Annotated in this window: 15 protein-coding genes; 7 read left to right on the top strand and 8 right to left on the bottom strand. The window is 69.0% G+C overall.

Annotation, left to right across the window (positions count from 1 at the left end):
- The first annotated feature begins 20 nt into the window (after positions 1 to 20).
- The 3 genes from BM417_RS37445 to BM417_RS37435 all read left to right on the top strand — a co-directional run bounded on the left by BM417_RS37445 (position 21) and on the right by BM417_RS37435 (position 1,351).
- On the top strand, positions 21 to 200 hold the full coding sequence (locus BM417_RS37445) for a CsbD family protein (protein WP_093604331.1): 180 nt from the start codon (positions 21 to 23) through the stop codon (positions 198 to 200).
- Positions 178 to 825, top strand: a complete 648-nt coding sequence (locus tag BM417_RS37440) for a UdgX family uracil-DNA binding protein (protein ID WP_093604329.1) — start codon at positions 178 to 180, stop codon at positions 823 to 825. The genes BM417_RS37445 and BM417_RS37440 overlap by 23 nt, the downstream gene beginning before the upstream one ends.
- A 268-nt stretch (positions 826 to 1,093) precedes the next feature.
- Positions 1,094 to 1,351 (top strand): helix-turn-helix domain-containing protein, encoded by a 258-nt coding sequence (locus tag BM417_RS37435; RefSeq protein ID WP_030479084.1) that lies wholly within the window; start codon positions 1,094 to 1,096, stop codon positions 1,349 to 1,351.
- Positions 1,352 to 1,365: 14 nt separating this feature from the next.
- Here the strand turns inward: BM417_RS37435 and BM417_RS37430 are convergent, their stop codons facing one another.
- Positions 1,366 to 2,544 (bottom strand): cytochrome P450, encoded by a 1,179-nt coding sequence (locus BM417_RS37430; RefSeq protein WP_093604327.1) that lies wholly within the window; start codon positions 2,542 to 2,544, stop codon positions 1,366 to 1,368.
- Positions 2,545 to 2,708: 164 nt separating this feature from the next.
- Between BM417_RS37430 and BM417_RS37425 the strand changes: the two genes are divergently transcribed.
- A complete protein-coding gene (locus tag BM417_RS37425) occupies positions 2,709 to 5,510 on the top strand; it encodes a glycosyl hydrolase family 95 catalytic domain-containing protein (protein WP_093604325.1) in 2,802 nt (933 codons plus the stop codon).
- Positions 5,507 to 7,495 carry an NPCBM/NEW2 domain-containing protein gene (locus BM417_RS37420; protein WP_245822485.1) on the top strand — a complete coding sequence of 663 codons (1,989 nt, stop codon included), beginning with the start codon at positions 5,507 to 5,509 and terminating at the stop codon, positions 7,493 to 7,495. The genes BM417_RS37425 and BM417_RS37420 overlap by 4 nt, the downstream gene beginning before the upstream one ends.
- Here the strand turns inward: BM417_RS37420 and BM417_RS37415 are convergent.
- Positions 7,449 to 8,774 carry an amino acid permease gene (locus BM417_RS37415; RefSeq protein ID WP_245822483.1) on the bottom strand — a complete coding sequence of 442 codons (1,326 nt, stop codon included), beginning with the start codon at positions 8,772 to 8,774 and terminating at the stop codon, positions 7,449 to 7,451. The two genes, BM417_RS37420 and BM417_RS37415, sit on opposite strands and share 47 nt — an antisense overlap.
- A 117-nt stretch (positions 8,775 to 8,891) precedes the next feature.
- Here BM417_RS37415 and BM417_RS37410 point away from each other — a divergent pair, with 117 nt between their 5' ends.
- Positions 8,892 to 9,401 (top strand): hypothetical protein, encoded by a 510-nt coding sequence (locus tag BM417_RS37410; protein WP_093604321.1) that lies wholly within the window; start codon positions 8,892 to 8,894, stop codon positions 9,399 to 9,401.
- A 512-nt stretch (positions 9,402 to 9,913) separates the two neighbouring features.
- Here the strand turns inward: BM417_RS37410 and BM417_RS37405 are convergent.
- The 4 genes from BM417_RS37405 to gabT all read right to left on the bottom strand — a co-directional run bounded on the left by BM417_RS37405 (position 9,914) and on the right by gabT (position 14,426).
- Positions 9,914 to 10,408, bottom strand: a complete 495-nt coding sequence (locus BM417_RS37405) for a CAP family protein (RefSeq protein ID WP_177320819.1) — start codon at positions 10,406 to 10,408, stop codon at positions 9,914 to 9,916.
- A 420-nt stretch (positions 10,409 to 10,828) separates the two neighbouring features.
- Positions 10,829 to 11,791, bottom strand: a complete 963-nt coding sequence (locus BM417_RS37400) for a LacI family DNA-binding transcriptional regulator (RefSeq protein WP_093604317.1) — start codon at positions 11,789 to 11,791, stop codon at positions 10,829 to 10,831.
- A 44-nt stretch (positions 11,792 to 11,835) separates the two neighbouring features.
- Positions 11,836 to 13,248, bottom strand: a complete 1,413-nt coding sequence (locus BM417_RS37395; RefSeq protein WP_407656195.1) for an aldehyde dehydrogenase family protein — start codon at positions 13,246 to 13,248, stop codon at positions 11,836 to 11,838.
- Positions 13,143 to 14,426, bottom strand: a complete 1,284-nt coding sequence (gene gabT / locus BM417_RS37390) for a 4-aminobutyrate--2-oxoglutarate transaminase (RefSeq protein ID WP_093604313.1) — start codon at positions 14,424 to 14,426, stop codon at positions 13,143 to 13,145. The genes BM417_RS37395 and gabT overlap by 106 nt, the downstream gene beginning before the upstream one ends.
- A gap of 81 nt (positions 14,427 to 14,507) precedes the next feature.
- Between gabT and BM417_RS37385 the strand changes: the two genes are divergently transcribed.
- Complete coding sequence (locus BM417_RS37385; protein WP_093604311.1) at positions 14,508 to 15,803, top strand: PucR family transcriptional regulator; 1,296 nt, start codon at positions 14,508 to 14,510, stop codon at positions 15,801 to 15,803.
- On the opposite strand, the gene BM417_RS37380 is transcribed toward BM417_RS37385, so the two are convergent.
- Complete coding sequence (locus BM417_RS37380) at positions 15,777 to 16,583, bottom strand: dioxygenase family protein (protein WP_093604309.1); 807 nt, start codon at positions 16,581 to 16,583, stop codon at positions 15,777 to 15,779. The genes BM417_RS37385 and BM417_RS37380 overlap by 27 nt on opposite strands.
- A 117-nt stretch (positions 16,584 to 16,700) precedes the next feature.
- Complete coding sequence (locus BM417_RS37375; protein WP_093604307.1) at positions 16,701 to 17,861, bottom strand: FAD-dependent monooxygenase; 1,161 nt, start codon at positions 17,859 to 17,861, stop codon at positions 16,701 to 16,703.
- Between the last annotated feature and the right edge of the window lie 72 nt (positions 17,862 to 17,933).

Below are 17,933 nucleotides of genomic sequence, written 5' to 3'. Positions count from 1 at the left end.
TCGCGGGGTAACCGGGAAGCATGGGTGCCGATGAGAAGTTCAGCAACAAGGCCGACGAGCTGAAGGGCCGTGCGAAGGAAGCCCTCGGCGACGCCACGGACAACGAGCAGTGGCAGGCCGAGGGCCGCGCCGAGCGCGCCAAGGCCGACATCAAGCAGGCCGGCGAGAAGGTCAAGGATGCCTTCCGCTCGGACAAGTAAGAGCGCGGGCAAGACGGCGGATGCCGCCCAGTACGTCCCCGAGGGGGCTGACTGGGCGGCTTTGCGTTCCGCGGCCGTGAGGTGTCACGGCTGCGAACTCCACAAGGACGCTTCACAGACCGTGTTCGGCGAGGGACCCGTGCCGGCGCGGCTGATGATGGTGGGCGAGTGCCCCGGTGACCACGAGGACACCGAGGGCCACGTGTTCGTCGGGCCCGCCGGACGGCTCCTGGACAAGGCGTTCAAGGCCGCCAGGATCGACCGTTCGAAGACGTACCTGACCAACGCGGTGAAGCACTTCCGGTTCACCGAGCGCGGCAGGCGCAGGATCCATCAGCAGCCTTTGCGAGGTCAGGTCGTGGCCTGCTTCCCGTGGTTGCGGGAGGAGATCCGCGTGGTGAAGCCGCGGCTCGTGGTGGTGCTGGGGGCCGTGGCGGCGAAGGCGGTGCTGGGGCCGTCGTTCAAGCTGACCGAGCACCGCGGCGAGGTGCTGGAGCACGACGGGCTGCAGGTCGGGGTGACGGTGCACCCGTCGGCGGTCGTGCGGGCGGAGAACTTCAGCGAGGCGTTCGACGCGTTCGTCGCGGATCTGGTGGCGCTGAAGAAGCCGCAGAAGAAGGCCTGAGAACGGGACAACCCCCGGACGACTCCTGCGTGAACAGGCCGAGCGGGACCAGCGCTCGAAGTCCGGGGGTCGGGTGGCTGCCTGGGTTTACGACAAGGCGTCACCAAAAGGCGGTCCTATCGGACAGCCACCTCACGAGTCCTGTTGCTATACAACTTCGGACCACCTCCTCTCGTGTGTAAGACGAACCTATGTCGGGATCGGGCGGCCTCGCAACGGACTTTTCTCACGCCACCCGGCGCGCCTGATTCGCGTAGAATCCGCACCCATGGTGCGCATCCCACTGACGTCGCTGGAACGGGAGCGCGGCAGGCGGCTCGGTCAGTTGCTGCGGGACGCCCGCGGCGAGGAGAGCATGGTCGAGATCGCGGCCCGCGCCGGCCTGTCCGCCGAAACCGTGCGCAAGATCGAGACGGGGCGTGCCCCCACGCCGTCGTTCTTCACCATCGCCGCCCTCGCGGGTGCGCTCGGGATCTCGCTCGATTCCATCAACGAACTGCTGACTCCGCAGAGCCGGTCGGCCTAGGTCGCCCGGACGGGTCACCACGTGACCGGCAGGGCCAGCGGACCTCGCATGGCCATGCCGGTTCGCCATTTCACGTCACCTTCCAGGCGCAGATCCGGGAACCGTTCGAGCAGCGCTGTCAGCGCCACCTGCACGTCCATCCGCGCCAGCTGTGCGCCGATGCAGTGGTGCGGCCCGTGCCCGAACGCGAGATGCCCCTTGGCGTTGCGCGTCACGTCGAACCGGTCGGGGTCGGGGAACTGGCGGGGGTCGCGGTTGGCCGCGGGCTTGGCGAGCAGCACGGGTTCGCCCGCGCGCACCGTGCCGCCGCTCAGTTCGACGTCCTCCAGCGCGTAGCGGGGCAGGATGTCGGCGATCTCCTGCCCCGGGATCCACCGCAGCAGCTCCTCGACGGCGCCGGGCATCAGCTCAGGCTGGGAGCGCAGCAGGTCGGCCTGGTCGGGGAACGTCAGCAGGGTGTGGACCGAGTTGACGATGTGGCTCGCGGTCGAGTCGTAGCCCGCGCCGAGCAGCAACACCGTGAGCTGAACCAGTTCTTCGGCGGTGAGCCGGTCGCCTTCCTCCTGCGCCACCACCAACGCGCTGATCAGGTCGTCCTCCTGGTGCGCGCGGCGCTGGTCGGCGAGACCCGCGAGGTAGCCCGCGAGTTCGCCGAGCTTCGACAGCTTCTCGTCGTCGGTCATCGCCGTGGTCGACATGAACGCCTCGGCGAGCGACTGGAAGTGGTCGCGGTCGTCGTACGGGACGCCGAGCAGGTCGCAGACCATCAGTCCTGGCAACGGAATCGCGAACGCGGTCAGGAGATCGGCGGGCGGGCCCGCCTTCTCCATCTCGTCCAGCAGGTCGCCGGCCACCCGTTGCGCGGTGGCGCGCAGCCCTTCGACGCGGCGCACGGTGAACGCGTGCGCGAGCAGGCGGCGCAACCTGGTGTGATCCGGCGGGTCCAGGTCGGTCAGGATCGCGCCGATGCGCGTCGGGCCCATCCGGGGCGTGTCCCGCACGGCTGCCTGCGCGAGGCTGAACCTCGGGTCGCTGAGCGCTAATCGGACGTCGTCGTATCTCGTGAGAAGCCAGCCTTCTTCTCCGTAGGGGAGTTTGACGCGGGCGAGTGGCTCCTCGGCCCGCAACTCGGCGTACGTCGGGTGGAGGTCGAGCCCCTCCACCGGACCGAACGGGTAGGAACGCGCGATCATGAGCATCCTCCAAGGGGTCGCGGCCGACCCAGCGTACTTCTGGTAAACGCTTACATCCGAGGCTTGACCGGTCTTGACCGTCTTCTTTGGCGGACCTAGGCTGCCGTCGGACGTACACATCCGATCTTTGGGCGCCGCCGCCAACGGACCTGAAGGGTGCTGGAGTGGAGCTGTCGCGGCGCGGGCTCATGGGCGGGGTGGTGGCGGGGGCGGCGCTCACGGCGTTGCCCGCCGGAGCGGAAGCGGAGACTTCCGGGTACACGACGAGGATCGACTGGGAGAGGTTCCTCGGCGAGCAGGACCTGGTGTGGCAACGGATTCCGCGTGCCTGGTACGAGGGACCGTTCCTGGGCAACGGGTTTCTCGCCACCGCGGTCTACCGCGAGCCGGGCGCGAACGCCGTCCGGTTCACCGTGGACCACGCGAAGGTGCAGGACCACCGGCCGCGGTTCGGCAACGAGTGGGGCGTGGCGCGGCTGCCGGTCGGGCGGCTGCTGCTGACACCGGTCGGCCGGATCACCGGCGTCGACCTGCGGCTCGACCTGTGGAACGCCGAGCTGCGCGGCAAGATCGTCACGGATCGCGGTGAGCTGGCGATCAAGTTGTTCGTGCACGCCGAGAAGTCGTTGCTGCACCTGGAAGTTCGTCCCACGAGTGGCGAACGGGCGGTCAAGCTGGAGTTCCAGGCACTCGACGCGCTGAGCCCGCGCACGATCCGCGAGCCACCGCCCGCGACGTTCCCGCTGAACCCGAAACCCGTCAGCCGCACCGTGAACGGGCTCACGCTCGTCACCCAGGAGATGGTCGCGGGCGGGCAGACCGCCACGGCGTACCGGACGCGCGAGCGGCACGGTCGCACGGATCTCCTTCTGTCCGTGGAACATTCTTTTCCGGACAGGACGGCGGAAGCCGCGGTCAACACCGCGATCACCACGGCGCCGGCACCGGAAGTGCTGCGCCAGCAGCACCAAAGATGGTGGCATCGCTTCTACCGCAAGAGTTTCGTGTCCGTGCCGGACGCGTTGATGCAGAGCTTCTACTGGATCCAGCTGTACAAGCTCGCGTCGGGCGCACGCAGGGAAGCACCGATCATGCCCACCACCGGGCCGTGGCTGGAGCCGACACCGTGGCCGTCGGTCTGGTTCAACCTCAACGCCCAGCTCGAGTACTGGCCCGTGCTCGCGTCGAACCACCTCGAACTCGACCCGATCCCGCGCACGATCTCGCAGCACCAGCAGATCCTCGTCGACGCGCTGCGGCCCGAGTTCCAGGCGGACTCGATGGGGTTGCGGCGTAGCACCGACCCGACGTTTCAGGACGCCGGGTTCGTCGGCTCGCCGCTGCACCCCTCGCCGGACCCGGAGATCGGCAACCTGCCGTGGTTGCTGCACAACGCGTGGCTGCACTACCGCCACAGCATGGACGAGCGGATCCTGCGCGACACCGTCTTCCCGGTGCTGCGCCGATCCACGAACTACTACCTGCACTTCCTGCGCAAGGGCGACGACGGCAGGCTGCACCTGCTGCCCACCTACTCACCCGAGTACGGCGTCGCACCGGACTGCAACTACGACCTCGCGTTGCTGCGCTGGTCGTGCCGCACGCTCATCGAGTCCGCGAAGATCCTCAAGATCTCCGACCCGCTGGCCACGCGCTGGCAGGAGGTGCTGGACCAGCTCGTCGAGTACCCGGTCGACGCGGGCGGGTTCATGATCGGCGCCGGGGTGCCGTTCGCGAAGTCGCACCGGCACTACTCGCACCTGCTCGCCGTCTACCCGCTGCACGAGGTCACCTGGGAGCAGCCGGAACGCCGTGAGCTCATCGACCGCTCGCTGAAGCACTGGCTGAGCTTCGAGGGGTCGTTGCGGGGCTTCACCTTCACCGGCGCCGCGTCGATCGCCGCCCAGATGACCAGGGGAGACGACGCGCTGCGGTACCTGCGCGAGTTCGTGGCCAGGTTCGCGCAGCCCAACACCATGTACTTCGAGGCAGGGCCCGTGATCGAGACACCGCTCAGCGCCGCGAAGTCGTTGCAGGACATGCTGATCCAGGGCTGGGGCGGGCTGATCCGGATCTTCCCGGCTGTGCCGTCGGTCTGGCAGGACGTCACGATCCACGACACCCGCACCGAGGGCGCGTTCCTGGTCAGCGCGGTGCGTCGCGGTGGGAGGACGCGGTTCGTGCGGATTCTCAGCGAGGCCGGCCAGCCCTGCCGGGTGCGCACGGGCATCGACGGGCCGCTGACCGTGCGGGGCTGCTCGCGGTGGAGCGTCCGGGACGGCGTGGTCGAGCTGGGGTTGCGGCGCGGCCAGGAGGCCCTGATCCACGCGAAGGGCGAGCGCGACTTCACCATCGCGCCGGTGCGGATCACCGCGCCGGGCCGGCGTTGGGGGCTGCCCGCGCTGCCGCCCGGTGGCAGCGCGGTTCCGGTGGACATCAGCGCGTCGTTCGACAACGACGGGCTGTCCAACGAGTTCACCAGCCGCGACGGCGACTTCGACGGGATGGGCGACACCTATCCGGCCGCGCAGCTGCCACAGACCGGGTCCGTCACCGACGACGGCGTCCTGTTCGAGTTCCACAACGGTGACGAGGCCAGCAGGAACAACACCGTCGCCAATGGACAGACACTCGCCGTTCCCGCCGGGAGGTACGTGAAGCTGCACCTGCTCGCGGCCGCCGACACCGGCAACGTCGAGGCGGACGGCGCGGTGGTGTACGCCGACGGCGCCGTTCCCGCCCGGTTCCGGGTGACGGCCTGGCAGCAGCGGCCGCAGTTCGGTGAGTCGGAACCCGTTGCCACGACGCTGATGCACACGCCGTCCGGTCCGGTGACCAGGCAGGTGTCGATCTTCCACCAGTCCGTCGAGCTGGACGCCGCCCGAGAGCTCTCCGCCGTCACTCTGCCCAGGACGAGCGGGCCACGCCTGCACGTCTTCGCGATCACCTTGGAGAAGCCGAAGTGAGATCATTGCTCACCGCGCTGGCGCTGGTCGCAGCGTCCGTGGTCGTCCCCGCACCACCTGCCGCCGCTGTGGATCCGACGTTGGCGCTGACGCCGCCGATGGGGTTCAACAACTGGAACACCACCGGCTGCGACATCAACGAGCAGATGATCCGCGACATGGCGGACATCTTCGTGACGAAGGGGCTCAAGGACGCCGGCTACCAGTACGTCAACGTCGACGACTGCTGGGCCGACGCCACCCGCGACCCCGCCACCGGGCGCCTGCGCCACCATCCCGTCCGCTTTCCCAGCGGCATGAAGGCGTTGGCGGACTACATCCACGCGCGCGGCCTCAAGTTCGGCATCTACACGAGCGCCGGTGTCCAGACCTGCGCCAAGACCATGCCGGGCGCGCTCGACCACGAGGAGATCGACGCGCAGACGTTCGCGGACTGGGGCGTCGACTACCTCAAGTACGACAACTGCAACAACGAGGGCCGTCCCGCCCTGGAGCGCTACACGAAGATGCGGGACGCGTTGAAGAAGACCGGCCGCCCGATCGTCTACTCGATCTGCGAGTGGGGCCAGAACAAGCCGTGGGAGTGGGGCAAGGGCGTCGGGCACCTGTGGCGCACCACCGGTGACATCAACGACACCTGGTCCAAGACCGTGGAGATCCTGAAGCTCAACGCGCCGCTGGACGCCTATGCCGGGCCGGGGCACTGGAACGACCCCGACATGCTGGAGGTCGGCAACGGCCGGCAGACCACCGTCGAGTACCGGAGCCACTTCGCGCTGTGGTCGATCATGGCGGCGCCGTTGCTGATCGGCGCGGACCTGCGCAAGGTGTCGGCTGAGCACCTGGACATCCTGCGCAACAAGGAGATCATCGCGGTCAACCAGGACCGGCTGGGCGTCCAGGGGAAGGTGATCCACCAGAAGGACGGGCACTGGGTGTTCGTGAAGCCCCTGGCCAACGGGGACAAGACGGTCGCGCTGTTCAACGAGTCCGAGGTGAACGCGACTATCTCGACTTCGGCGCGTGCGGTCGGGTTGCCCGCGAGCGTCGGGTACACCGTGCGGGATCTGTGGCAGGGCAAGAACTTCCAGTCCGCTGGGCAGATCTCGGCCTCGTTGCCTCCGCACGGCACCGCGATCTTCCGGGTGAAGGCGTCGCAGGACTGGTACCGGCACGAGCCGGCGATCGACACGTCGCTGGACGTCGCGGTCTCGGTTCCCGGCATTCCCAGCACCATCACGCCGGCCGGGGAGCCGTTCGTGGCGACCGTGACCGCGACCAACCAGGCGCCGATTCCGCTGCTGAACGCCTCCACTTCCTTTGTGGCGCCTGCCGGGTGGAAGGTCGAGAGGCTTTCTTCCGAACGCGCCGCGGTGTTGCTGACCTCGCAGTCGGTGCAGAGCAAGTGGCGGGTCACACCCCCTGCCGGGGTCACCCCTGGGGCACATGCGTTGCGTGGCTCGTTGGGCGTCACCTGGGTCGGGCACGGCAAGCTGTCGCGGCCGGTGGAGGCCGGAGTGCTCGTGCCCGGCGCCGGGCCGTCCGGGGAGGTGTGGGCCAGCGACGTCGGGTTCACCACCGAGCGCAGCGGGTACGGGCCGGTCGAGCGGGACCGGTCCAACGGCGGCTACCTCGGCGGTGACGGCAAGACGTTGACCATCAACGGGAAGACGTACGCGAAGGGGCTCGGCGCGCACGCCAACGCCGAGCTGATCCTGTACCTCGGCGGGCGCTGCACGTCGTTCTCGTCCGACGTCGGCATCGACGACGAGCGGGACGTCAACCAGCTCGGGTCGGCGATCTTCGAGGTCTGGGCGGACGGCACGAAGGTCGCCGACAGCGGGCTGCGGACGTGGCGCGACGACGCGGTGTCGCTGACGGGGTCGTTGAAGGGCGCCAAGTTCCTGCGCCTGGTGCTGAACGACGGCGGTGACGGCGTCAGGTTCGATCGAGGAGACTTCGCCGCCGCAAGGCTGACCTGCTGAGCGCGACCGCGGCGATGACGGCGACGAGCACGCCCGTGGACAGGATCTGGCCGCGGGCCTGCTCGTCGCTGAGCATCAGCACGATGATGCCGGCGATCGCGGCCAGCGCTACCCACGAGAGGTACGGATAACCCCACATGGGGACCGCCGGGTTCTCGTACGTGCGGCGCAGCCGGATCTGGGAGATCGCGACGAACCCCCAGACGACCAGCAGCGCCGAGCCCACCGCGTTGAGCAGCAGCAGGAACACTGTGTCCGGCCACAGGTAGTTGAGGAGCACGGAGAAGAAACCGAACGCCGTGGAGGCGAGCACGGCGTTGCGCGGGACGCCGTTCGTCTTGGCGAGGAGTGCCTTCGGTGCCTCGCCGCGTTCGGCGAGCGAGCTGAGCATGCGCGCGGCGCCGTAGAGCGTGGCGTTGATGGCGCTCAGCAGAGCCACGAAGATGACGACGTTCATGATCTGCCCGGCAGCCGGGATGCCCAGCCGGTTGAGCACCGCGACGTACGGGCTGGCGCCGACCTCGGAGTCGTTCCACGGCAGGAGCGTGACGACCACGGCCATCGAGCCGAGGTAGAACACCAGCAGCCTCGTCATGGACGTGCGGACGGCCTTCTTGATGGCGTGCTTCGGATCTGCGGCGTCGGCCGCGGCGATCGTGACGACCTCCAGGCCGCCGAACGCGAACACCACCGCCATGAACCCGGCGATCACGCCACCCCAGCCGTGGGGCAGGAAGTCGTGCAGGTTCTGCGTGCCGGGGGAGTCGACGTTCGGCAGCAGCCCGACGATGGCGGCCGCGCCCAGCAACAGGAACAGGACGATCGCGGCGACCTTGAGACCCGCGAACCAGAACTCGAACTCGCCGAAGTTGCGAACGTTCGCGAGGTTCACGGCGGTGAGCGCCGACATGAAGATCAGCACCCAGGCCCACTGCGGGACCGCGGGAACCCAGCCCGACGCGATCTTGGCCGCGCCGGTCGCCTCCACCGCGAGCACGACGCCGACCGCCGCCCAGTAGGTCCAGCCGACCGTGAAGCCGGCCCACGGACCGATCGCCTTTTCCGCGTGCACCGAGAACGCGCCGCCGCTCGGATGTTCTGCGGCCATTTCTCCGAGCATGCGCAGGACCAGCAGAGCCAGAATTCCGGCAAGGCCAAATGAGATGAGCACGGCCGGTCCGGCGAGCGCGATGCCGGCGCCCGTCCCGACGAACAGACCCGCTCCGATCACGCCTCCCAGCGCGATCATGGTGACATGCCGTTCCCGCAGGTGAGTCACGCTCTCCAGCCCCGTTCGAGTGTGCCGATGGCGGCCCGATAGTGAGTTCATGGCGGCGGAGAGTCAAATCGTGTGATCGGAGTTACACCGTACTGAAACAGAGTGAGGGTGAGATCGATGAACTCGCCTAAGGGAGTACTGCCGTCAGGAGTTCTGCCGTCCGGAGTTCTGCCGCAGCTCGACACCTTCTCCGGCGCGCTGGAGCGTTACTCGAGCTGGGGGTGGCTCGTGCTGCGGTCGGAGAACCGGCTGCTGCTGACCACCGACCACGCCGTGTCCGCCGTGGAGATGGCGGCCGGGATCGGCGGGGAGGTGCAGCACTACCTGTCCGTGCGGATGCTCGGCGGGCCGGTGGTGGTGTTGCCGTCCGCTTCCGGGGCTGCCGGGCGGTGGCTCATCCTCACTGAATCGGCCGATGAGGCTTCGCAGGTGAACTTGATTCGGTTGCGGGCTCGTGGGGCGCTGACCCATCGGCTGGGGACGCTGGTGCCGTTGCCGCCCTCGCGGATCGACGGGGGTGGGGTTCGGTGGTTGGGGGACTCGCCTGGGGGGCGGCCGTTTTTGCCGCCGTTTTCGGCTGTTGTGGCGGCGGTGAGGGCGGTTACGGAGACTGCCGGGTTGCGTTGATGGGTGGGGCGCGGCTTTTCGGGGTGGTTGCGTTGCGGGGTGGCGGCCTTGCGGGTGGTCACCTTGCGGGTGACGGCCTCGCGGGCGGTCACCTTGCGGGCCGCTAGCTTGCGGGTGGTTACCTTGCGGGCCGCGACCTTGCCGGGTGGTCAGCGTGCGGGCGGCGACCTTGTGTTGGGTGCTTTCCCTGGGGGCTCTGCCCCCAGACCCCCGGCAATCTGATCGGGGGAGGGCGCCACGGGCGGGCAGATGGCACGCCTGTTGCGTTGGGCGACCGCCGGTTGCTTGGAGAGTTGCGTTGGCGGTGGGGTCCCGTCACGAGCCGCACCAAGAGCGGGCCACACCTGAGGAGGGGTGTCAAACGGACGAAAAGCGTGTCCGTTTGACACCCCTCCTCAGGTGCAGCAAGAGCTGTGGTGCGACTCGTGACGGGACCCCACCGCCCTGACCGCGCGGTAGGACGGCTCGCCTTCGGCTTCGCTGTAGGACGGCTCGCCTTCGGCTTCGCGGGATCAGGTGGTGGGTGGGAGGACGTTCGCCGTGAAGTGGTTGAGGGTGTTGCCGCGCTTGGCGAAGTTCACAACGACGTAGGTGCCGTTGCGGCCCTGCGTCAGGCCCACGCCCACGCGGTCCGACGCCTTCCAGACCATCGCGGTGAAGTGCAGGACGCCGTAGTCGACGTTCGACGGTGTCATCTCTTTGCCGTAGTCGTATCGGCGTGATTCGGCGTACCAGTCTTCCAGGGCTTTCACGATCACGGAATCGATTTCCCTGCGGCCGCCGGTCTCGTAGAGGTTCTCGCCGTAGGCGTTGTCCGGGCGATGTTCGAAGCGGTTTGTCGCGTGCAGGTGATCGGCCCATTCTTGCGCCGTTCTTGACACTTCGGAATCGAGGGAGAAAGGCGGCGCGCCGTGCTTTGCGCGGTAGGAGTTCATGAGTTCCACGGCCTTGGTGACGGGGTCTGTGGCCACTGCCGGGGTCGCTGGGAGGACCAGGGCTGCCGCCACGGCGATTACGGTGAGCATCGGTCGCATGACTCGTTTTGTCCCCCAAATGGGGCATGACGGGCAATAGTCATGGGCAAATCCGTCGTCTTGATAGGCGGTGTGTAGTCATGCTGTAGCCTTGGTGTGTGATGGAGGTCACGGGTGGGCTAGGTGTCGGGGGATACCCCTACGACCCCCTTGGGTTACCGGCGACTACCCCGGTTGCGATGTAAATTCACTCCACAGGACGCGGCTGAGGCTCTACGGTTTGTGATGTCGAACACCAACGTGAGGAGCGGAACATGGATGGCTACGAAATTCTCGCCGACGAGGATGGCCACGTTCGCGGGTACGACTAGAGCTCACTCCACTGGCCGCGTGAGGGAGTCACCCCGAAGCGACTCCCTCACGGCCTGAGTGGGTTAGTGGGTTGTTGTTCGGTCAGGACGAGGAATGTGCCCTGGCCGTGCTTGCGCGGATCACGAGCGTCGTCGGGAGTTCCCGGTGCTCGGCCGGTCCGCCCTCGAGCAGGGTGGCGAGGAGGTCCACGGCGACTTCGCCGGCGGCCTCGGTCGGCATGTGGACCGTCGTCAGCGCGGGCGAGCACATCGCCGCGTACAGGATGTCGTCGAAGCCGGTCACGCTGATCTGTTCCGGCACCTTGACGTCGTGCTCCGCGAGGTAGGCGAGCGCGCCCAGTGCGATCAGGTCGTTGTAGGCGATGAACGCCGTCGCGCCGGTCCTGAGCGCCTGCTCGGCGGCGGCGTAGCCACCGTCGAAGTTCGGGTCGAACGAGCCGAGCAGCTGCGCGCGGCCTCCCAGGCCCTGCATCCTGCGGTTGTTCGACCATGCGGCGGCTGGACCGCCCAGGTAGACGTAGTCCTTGTGGCCCAGCGACTCCAGGTGCGCGACCACCTGGTCCATGCCGCTGGCGCTGTCCATCAGGACGGACGAGACGCCCGGCACGATGCGGTTGATCAGCACGAGCGGTGTCACCGCGGCCAGGTCGACGATCGTCTCGTCGGACAGCAGCGACGCGCACAGCACCACGCCGTCCACCTGCGACGCCATCGTCCGCACCAGTTCGGCCTCGGTCTCGGGGTCCTCCCTGCTGTCGCAGAAGAACACCGAGGTGCCCGCCTCGCCCGCCTTCGTCTGCACGCCCCGCAGGACGGACGGGAAGAACGGGTTGAGGAGGTCGGGCACCACGACGGCGAGGTTGCCGGTGCGGCCGGTGATCAGGCTTCTCGCCGCCCGGTTCGGCTGGTAGCCGAGCCCGGCGACGACGTCCAGGACCCGTTGCCGGGTCGTTTCCTTGACCAGGCCCGGCGCGCTCAGCGCACGCGAGACGGTTGAGACGGAGACCTGAGCCTGGCGAGCGACATCCCTGATCGTGACGGCCACGCGCAAATCATCGCAGTCAAGGTCAAGAGCGACCCGTCAAACGGTTACAACTCCAGGCCGGTCAGGACCAGCACGCGCTGTTCGGTGAGGTCGTCCATGGCCGCGCGCAGGCCCTCGCGGCCGATGCCGGACTCCTTCACGCCGCCGTACGGCATCTGGTCCGCGCGGTAGCTCGGCACGTCGCCGACGATCACGCCACCGACCTGGAGCCGTTGCGCGGCACGGAAAGCGAGTCGCACGTCCGTGGTGAACAGCCCCGCCTGAAGGCCGTACCGGGACGCGTTGACGCGGTCGAACGCCTCCTCGACGCTGTCCACCCGCGTCAGCGTCACGACCGGGCCGAACACCTCCTCGGCGTTGACCTTCGAGTCCTCCGGCACGTCCGTCAGCACGGTCGGCGCGTAGGTGCGGCCGTCACGGGTGCCGCCGGTCAGGACCGTTGCCTGGGCCTCGCGCACCCACGACTCGACGCGGTCCGCGGCGGCGTCGTTGATCAACGGGCCGACGTCGCCGGCCACGTCGAGCTTGTTCACGTGCTGCACCACGGCTTCCGAGACCGCGTCGTACACGTCGGTGTGCACGTAGACGCGCTGCACCGAGATGCACGACTGGCCGGCCTGGTACATCGCGAACGTGGCGATGCGCTGCGCCGCGAACTCGACGTCCTGCCAGTCCGGCGCGACGATCGCGGCCGCGTTGCCGCCGAGTTCGAGCGTCACGTGCTTGCGCGGCACGCGTTCCTTGATGCTCCAGCCGACCGGGCCGGAGCCGGTGAACGACACCACCGGCAGGCGCGCGTCCTCGACGAGACGAGCGGTGTCCTCATTGGACAGGTGCAGGATCGAGAAGGCGCCCTCGGGCAGGTCGGTCTCGGCCAGCAGCTCGCCGAGCAGGAACGCGACCTTCGGGGTGGCGGGCGCAGGCTTCAGCACGATCGGCGCGCCCACCGCGATCGCCGGGGCGACCTTGTGCGCCACCAGGTTCAGCGGGAAGTTGAACGGCGCGATGCCCAGCACCGGCCCGCGCGGCACCCGGCGCACCAGCGCGAGGCGGCCCTCGGCGGACGGGTCGGTGTCGAGGCGCTGCAACTCGCCGGAGAACCGGCGGGCCTCCTCCGAAGCCCAGCGGAACGTGGAGATCGCGCGGGTCACCTCGACGCGCGCCCACTTCAGAGGCTTGCCCGAGTCGTCGTTGATGGCCTGCGCGAACTCCTCGGCGCGCTCGGCCAGTCGTCGCGACACGTGGTCCAGCGCGGCCGCACGGCGGTGCGCGGGCAACGCGGCCAGTTCGGGAGCGACGGCAGCGGCCTTGGCGACCGCGCTCTCGACGTCTTCCGGAGTGTGAAATTCGATCATGCGAGCAGGGCTCCTTCGAGCACGTCGAGTCCTTCGGCGAGCAGGTCGTCCGGGATGACCAGCGGGGGCAGCAGGCGGATCACGTTGCCGTAAGTGCCGCACGTCAGCACGACGACACCCTGTTCGTGGCACGCCTTGGCGACGCGCGCGGCGATGTCGGGCGTGCGTTCGGTGAACTCGATGGCGAGCATCGCGCCACGGCCGCGGATGTCCGCGATGATGTCGGTCTTCTCCGCGATCGCCCTGAGCCTGCCCAGCACGGTCTCCTCGATGCGGCGCGCGGCGGCGTTCAGGTCGCGCTCGCGCATCGTGCGGATGGCGCCCAGGGCCGCCGCACACGCCACCGGGTTGCCGCCGTAGGTGCCGCCGAGGCCACCGACGTGCACGGCGTCCATGATCTCGGCGCGACCCGTGACGGCGGCGAGCGGCAGGCCGCCCGCGATGCCCTTGGCCGTGGTGATCAGGTCCGGCACCACGGCCTCGTGGTCGAGCGCGAACCACGACCCGGTGCGGCAGAAGCCGGTCTGGATCTCGTCGGCGACGAACAGCACGCCGCGCTCACGGCACCAGTCGGCGATCGCGGGCAGGAAGCCCTCGGCGGGGGCGATGAAGCCGCCCTCGCCCTGGATCGGTTCGATCACGACGGCGGCGGTGTTGTCCGCGCCGACCTGCTTCTCGATCGCGGCGATCGCGCGTGCGGCCGCTTCGGGGCCGGTCAGGCCGTCGTGCAGCGGGTAGGACGCCGGCACGCGGTAGACCTCGGGCGCGAACGGGCCGAACCTGTGCTTGTACGGCATGTTCTTGGCGGTCAACGCCATCGTGAGGTTCGTGCGGCCGTGGTAGCCGTGGTCGAACACCACGACGGCCTGCCTGCCGGTGACGTGCCGGGCGATCTTGACCGCGTTCTCGACGGCCTCGGCACCGGAGTTGAACAGCACCGACCGCTTCTCGTGGTCGCCGGGCGTGAGCTCGTTCAGCGCCTCGCAGACGTCGAGGTAGCTCTCGTACGGCGTGATCATGAAGCAGGTGTGGCTGAACCTGTCGATCTGCGCGTGCACCGCCTCGGCGACGGCGGGCGCGGGGTTGCCGACGTTCGTGACGGCGATGCCGGAGCCGAGGTCGATGAGCTGGTTGCCGTCGACGTCGATCAGCAGGCCGTCGTCGGCGGAGTCGATGTAGGCGGGCAGCGTCGAGCCCACCCCGGCGGCGACGGCGCCCTTGCGCCGCGCCTGGAGTTCCAGCGATTTGGGACCGGGGATCGCGGTGCGCAGTCGGGTCATAGCTTGAGCATGGCCCTGGTCAGCGCGCTGCGCAGTGCCTGAAATGGCGATCTGCGGGCGTCAAGTTGTACAAAGTGGCACATGGCCATCACGCTGCGGGAACTCGCTCGGACGCTTCGGCTGCCGGTGCTGGCGGGGGACGTGTCGAGGCCGGTCGGCTGGGTGCACGGCACGGAGCTCGCGGACCCCACGCCGTTCCTGGAAGGCGGCGAGCTGCTGCTCACGACCGGGCTCACGGCTGTTGGTGGCGACTACGTCGAACGGCTGGTGCGCGCGGGAGTGGTCGGGCTCGGCTTCGGCACCGGACTGGGCCACGACGTCGTGCCGTCCGCGCTCGTGGAGGCCGCGGCGAAGGCGGACCTGGGGCTCGTCGAGGTGCCGCGCGGGGTGCCGTTCATCGCGATCAGCAAGGCGGTGTCGAAGGCGCTGGCCGCGGACGAGTACGCGGCGCTGACGCGGACCAGTGAGGCGCAGCGAGCGCTCACGCGCGCGGCCGTGCGGGGTGGAGTGGGCGGGGTGGTGCGCAGGCTCGGCCAGTGGATCAACGGCTGGGTGGTGCTGCTCGACTCGGCGGGGGAACCGGTGCACACGCACAACCCGCGGCTCGTCCCGGACCTGGCGCGGCACCGCGGCCCCGACCTCGCCGCCGCCGTGGCGAAGGTCCGCAGCGCGGGCGGCCTGGCCAGCGCTGCGTTCGAGGCGGGTGGCTGGCACGTGTTCCTTCAGGCGTTGGGCAGCCGGGCCAGGGGAGTGCTCGCGGTCGGCACCGCGGAACCGCTCGACGCCGCCGACCTGAGCATCGTCAACACGGCGGCGTCGTTGCTGACCCTCGCGCTCGCCCAGAACGATGCCGTCGACGCGGCCCACCGCGAGTTGCGGGCGGGGCAGTTCCGCCTGCTGCTGGCGGGGATTCCGGTCGACGGGCTGCCATCGCGGTTCCGCGTGTTCTTGGTGGACGAGCCGCCTGACGACGGCTTCTGGGCCGAGCACGACGGCCGGATCGTCGTGCTGGCACAGGATTTCGACGGGTTCGCTTCGTCCGAAGTGGACATCGACGAGGTCGCGCGTGGCTATCGCGAGGCCCAGCAGGCACGTCGAGCGGGTGTGCGGACGTTCGAGGACCTGGCCGGCAGCCTGAAGGTCCCGGACGGGTTCGCGGACGCGTTGCTCAGGCCGCTCGACGCCGAGACCCGCGAGACGCTGCGGATCTGGCTGACCCACCACGGCGCCTGGGACCCGGCGGCGGCGGAGCTGGGCGTGCACCGGCACACGCTGCGCAACCGGGTGCGCAGGGCCGAGCAGGCCCTCGGCCGCTCGCTCGACTCACCCGGTCTGCGCGCGGAGCTGTGGCTAGCCCTCCACCGCGAAGGTCAGTGAGGCGGTGTAGCCGGACCCGACGTCGCCCGACATGGTCGCCATCTGGTGGTCGACGCCGTCGCGGAACACCATGTCCTGCTTCAGGGACGTCCGCGACATGTTCTGCACGCTCGCCGTGTAGCCGGTCGTGCCGTAGACCTCCTTGCACGTCGTCTCGGGCAACGCGAGCTGCGAGGTCGTGATCTTGTTGCCGGCCTTGGTCGCCTCGGCGAGGCTCGGGTAGACCTCGAAGTGGATGTGCGGCCAGCGCCCCGAGTACGCGCCGGGGAAGACGCTGACGAACTTCAGCTTGCCGGACGAGTCGGCCTCCTGGACGCCGCGCAGGAAGTTCTCGTTCTTCACGCGGTCCGAGTACATCGAGTAGTCGCCGTTGATGTCGCAGTGCCACAGGTAGACGGCGGCGCCCGCGAACGGCTTGCCGTCGTCGTTCTGCACCGTCAGGTCGATGGTCAGCTGCACGCCCTCGGCCGTGCGGGTCGAGGAACCGAAGCTGGACCGGATGTCCGAACGCACGATTCCGCTCTGCGTCAACGCGTTCGGGCCGTTGGAGCCGTCGCCGGGGTACGGGCCGGCTGTCTCCTCGGGGATCGTCTCCAGCGGCGAGCCGTCCGCCGTGGTGGACGAGCCCGCCGTGGTCGTGGTGGTCGAGGTCGCGGTGGTGGTCGACGGGGCGCAGGCCACGAGCGTGAGGCCCGCGCCGCCGAGCAGCGTCAACGCCCGCCGGCGCCCGATGAGCGTGGCGAGATCGAACTGGAGGCCGCGGTCGTGGTTGTCCGTCATGCGCCCAGATTGCGGCCGAATCCTGTGAGCCGCCTGTGGAAGAGCTGTCTGTGTCGTGTGGCCGCTGCTCCGCAGACGGCGGTGAGTTCGCCGGGAGGTCGATCGTCCGGCACGAACTCACGGAGACAGCAGCTCGAACTCCGGGAGTGTCAGCGCGGAGTGCTCCGGGCGCGCGGCCGGGGCGGGCATCGTCTCGCGCGAGCGCAGGGCGGCGTTGCGCGCGGCCAGTGCCTCGGCGGTGCCGGGGAAGAGCTCCGCGTTGCCCACGTCGACCAGGCCCTGGTTCGCCTCGACGAACGGCCGGATCGTGCGTTCGTACGCCCCGAAGTCGCGCATGTTGCCCGCCAGCACATAGGCACCGACCAGCGCGAGGCTCGACCCCTGCCCGGTGAGGAACGACGGGGCGTACGCGGCGTCGCCGACGAGAGCGACGCGGCCGGACGACCAGCGCGGCATCCGGATCTGGCTGACCGTGTCGAAGAACAGGTCGTCGGCCGTGTGCATCGCCTTGACCAACCCCGGCACCTCCCAGCCGTCGTCGGCGAAGACCGACGCCACGAGGTCGCGCTGGGCCTGGGGATCGCGGAACGCGCCGAACGGGGCCTCGGCGCGCGTGAAGCTTAGGAACCCGTGCACGCTCTCGTTCGACGCCACCGCGTACAGGGCGGCGGCGCGGCCGGGTTCGTTCCACATCACGGCCTCCTGCTGGAGACCGAGGTGGTTGGGCAGTGTGAAGCCCGCGAAGCAGTAGCCGAGGTAGCGGTGGAACTGTTCCTCCGGACCGAATGTCAGCGCGCGCACCGTCGAGTGCAACCCGTCCGCGCCGATGACGTGGTCATAGGTGCGTTGAAGGCCGCTGCGGAACGTCACGTCCACACCGCCCGGATGCGAGTTCATCGTGACGATGGTGTTGTCGAAGAGGAACTCCACGTCGTCGCGCACGGTGTCGTAGAGGATCTCGGCGAGGTCGCCGCGCCGGACCTCGAGGTCGCTGCCGTCGCCACCGGAGATCGCTTCTGGACGGATCGACGCGACGTGACCGCCGTCGGCGTCGAGGAACGTGATCTGCCGGGTGTCCACGTGGGCCTCGCGCAGGCGGGGGAGCAGGCCCATCCGGTCGACCACGCCCAACGCGGTGCCGCGGATGTCGATCGGGTAGCCGCCGCCGCGCAGGGCGTGGGACTTCTCCACGACGGTGACGTCGAAGCCGTGCCGCCGCAGCCAGAACGCGAGCGCGGGGCCGGCGATGCTGGCGCCGGAGATCAGGACTGAGCTCATGGTCCCTCCGGATAACTAACTTAGGTATCCTTTTTCAGGTCGCGATGATCGCTACGGTTGCGTGCGACTGAG

Source organism: Lentzea waywayandensis, assembly GCF_900115955.1.
Lineage (GTDB): Bacteria > Actinomycetota > Actinomycetes > Mycobacteriales > Pseudonocardiaceae > Lentzea > Lentzea waywayandensis.
Note: the sequence above shows the minus strand (reverse complement) of the source record. Positions and strands in the feature narration are given on the sequence as shown.